General features: G+C 42.7%; 3 protein-coding genes. All 3 read left to right on the forward strand.

The window, feature by feature from the left end; all coding sequences use genetic code 11:
- The first annotated feature begins 460 nt into the window (after positions 1 to 460).
- The 3 genes from IDZ20_RS10875 to IDZ20_RS10885 all read left to right on the forward strand — a co-directional run bounded on the left by IDZ20_RS10875 (position 461) and on the right by IDZ20_RS10885 (position 1927).
- Complete coding sequence (locus tag IDZ20_RS10875) at positions 461 to 751, forward strand: hypothetical protein (protein WP_188151462.1); 291 nt, start codon at positions 461 to 463, stop codon at positions 749 to 751.
- A 118-nt stretch (positions 752 to 869) separates the two neighbouring features.
- Positions 870 to 1382, forward strand: a complete 513-nt coding sequence (locus tag IDZ20_RS10880) for a hypothetical protein (RefSeq protein ID WP_188151463.1) — start codon at positions 870 to 872, stop codon at positions 1380 to 1382.
- Positions 1383 to 1522: 140 nt separating this feature from the next.
- Positions 1523 to 1927 (forward strand): L,D-transpeptidase family protein, encoded by a 405-nt coding sequence (locus tag IDZ20_RS10885; RefSeq protein ID WP_245792267.1) that lies wholly within the window; start codon positions 1523 to 1525, stop codon positions 1925 to 1927.
- Positions 1928 to 2049: the final 122 nt, after the last annotated feature.

Raw genomic sequence — 2049 nt, forward strand, 5'->3', positions numbered from 1 at the left:
GGATTATCGCAGCTTGCCTCTCTTAATGGGATGAGTGTCGCACTTAGTATATGAATTCGGCGTACAGAAAAGGTGTACGAGTTTGACGCAGTTGGTACCGTAATAAATCAATGGGCTATGCCTGTAGACTCTTATTTATTTGCTGTTTCTGGTAGTACTATTATCGTACGTAAAGGAGCTGGTGCAATCGTCATATCTCGTGAGGGCAATATTTCCAAGAGTAGCCAAATTGCTGTTCGTCCCGAGCTTTACGAGTGTCCACAGCCTATAAAAAGTATGTATGGTGATTCGGCTTATGTGCGCTGTACTGAGCACAAAGACATTAGTAACAATAAATCACGTTATTTTGTATATGAGGGTGTATGCACATAGCGTATAACAAACAAATCTTGCGGAGCGGTTTACGCTTCGCTTCAACCGCCCGCAAATTTGGGCGTTATAGGTCATCTGGAGAGTTCGCATGATACGAAAACTATTTATTTTTATAGCAGCACTATCATTTTCATATTTATCATACGGCGATGAAAAACTCCCAGATGATGTTTTATCATTTACTGAAAAACGTGATGGTTGCGACCATTTTCGCGGCGAAGAACCATACGATGAAGGGCGTCGTCAATCCTTAGAAGAAAATATGATTGAGTTGTGTACGGGCACAGATGCAGAACTTTCTCAATTAAAAGAAAAATATAAAAATAATGCTTCTGTTACACAGGTACTTTCTGAATATGAAACAAATATCGAGCCATAAAATGACCTATAACAAGGTGCGGCACGCACGCTGCGCTGGACTCCGGCTGCTACGCAGCCTCCGCCCGTGCGCACGGCGTTATAACCAATAAAACCTCATCCCAAAAAAGGGTTTAATTATGAAAAAAGTACCATTAATTGTTTTGATTATCACCACAATGCTGTCTGGCTGTACGCAACTTGGCGGAACCTATTTTAAACGATCTTACATATCCATCGCTGATAGTAATAAAGAAACCGTAGGTACTATTCTTGTCTGGGAGGCGGATACATCCGCCGCTATTCTTTTTAAAGACGGAGAGGCATGTATGCAAACAGCCTTGGCTATTAAAACTGCCAACATGAAAGCCGAGGCCAAATTATCTGATGCGATATTAAATCTATCCAAAACGGCTCAAGCCGTTGCCGCAGATCCGGCTGCTACCGCCTCATCTCAAGCACTCTTAGATGTTTCTGGCTCAATTCAAGAAGCAGCAAGTATGCTGACAACAACTACTGAAAGAACTGCATTTCTCAACATGGGAATGTTCTATATCTGTCAAATAGCTGCAAATGATTCGATTACCCCCGCTCAGGCTGGCACATTGATTACAACGTTAATTACATCCGCTTCGGGTATGAAAAAGTTATAACAAGGCAAAGCAGCAAGGGCCTTCGGCCGGGACGCGCTAACGCGCGCCCCTGTTTGCAGCGTTACATGCCCATGAGAATAATTATTCTGCTAATGTTATTAATCTCTACTTCAGCCATAGCTGGAGTAGACTTGGTAAAGGTGGATAAATCTGAAAGCCGAATGTATCTACTTGATGGCGAAAAAGTAGTGAAGGAATATCATGTTGCTTTTGGAGCCAATCCAAAAGGTCATAAGCAGCAAGAAGGTGATGAAAAAACACCAGAAGGTAGATACACCCTAGACTACAAAAAAGAAGATTCGTCATTCTACAGGGCAATGCACATTAGTTACCCGAATGATCAAGATAAAGCAAACGCCAAAAAGTTAGGGGTTTCTCCGGGTGGTTTTATAATGGTTCACGGGCAAAGAAATTGGTTGGGCTGGCTTTCAATTATTGCTCAAAGGTTCAACTGGACCAATGGTTGTATTGCCTTAACAAATTCCGAGATGGATGAGTTCATGGATTTGGTAAGTGTTGGTACTGCGATACAAATCGAATGGTAAGCATGTAACAAGGCGGTCAAGTCTGACGTCTATTCCGTCGCTTGTTTATGTGGCGGACGCTACGCTGCCACAACACAATCAACTACATAGCCGCAGCTTACCGCGGCGTTATGCGTGGTATT

Origin of the sequence: Teredinibacter waterburyi (assembly GCF_001922985.1) — a bacterium.
Lineage (GTDB): Bacteria > Pseudomonadota > Gammaproteobacteria > Pseudomonadales > Cellvibrionaceae > Teredinibacter > Teredinibacter waterburyi.

Coding starts and splice junctions, on each gene's coding strand:
- IDZ20_RS10875 (WP_188151462.1), top strand. CDS start 461: ATGATACGAAAACTATTTATTTTTATAGCAGCACTATCATTTTCATAT.
- IDZ20_RS10880 (WP_188151463.1), top strand. CDS start 870: ATGAAAAAAGTACCATTAATTGTTTTGATTATCACCACAATGCTGTCT.